This is a genomic window from Neptuniibacter pectenicola, from assembly GCF_001597735.1.
Classification (GTDB): domain Bacteria; phylum Pseudomonadota; class Gammaproteobacteria; order Pseudomonadales; family Balneatricaceae; genus Neptuniibacter; species Neptuniibacter pectenicola.
In genome coordinates, this window is the sequence record NZ_LUTS01000129.1 from 1 (window position 1) to 267 (window position 267).

At 49.4% G+C, this 267-nt stretch carries 1 pseudogene; it reads right to left on the reverse strand.

From position 1 onward, the window contains the following. Positions 1 to 267, reverse strand: a pseudogene (locus A3773_RS17195) (twitching motility protein PilT); the annotation flags it as partial.

Genomic DNA, 267 nt, shown 5'->3' on the forward strand with positions numbered 1-267 from the left:
TTTCGCAATTAACTGCTTGGCATTTTGCTCCATGGTTTGCATGCCATGCGCTGCGCCAGTTTGAATCACTGAGACCATCTGGGCCACTTTATCTTCGCGGATCAAGTTACGAATCGCAGGAGTTGCCATCATGATCTCATGACAAGCGGTACGTCCGCCTCCAATGCGTTTAAGTAACTTCTGGGCAATGACCGCACGTAGCGACTCGGACAGCATAGAGCGCACCATATCTTTATCACTACCCGGAAACACATCAATAATGCGGTC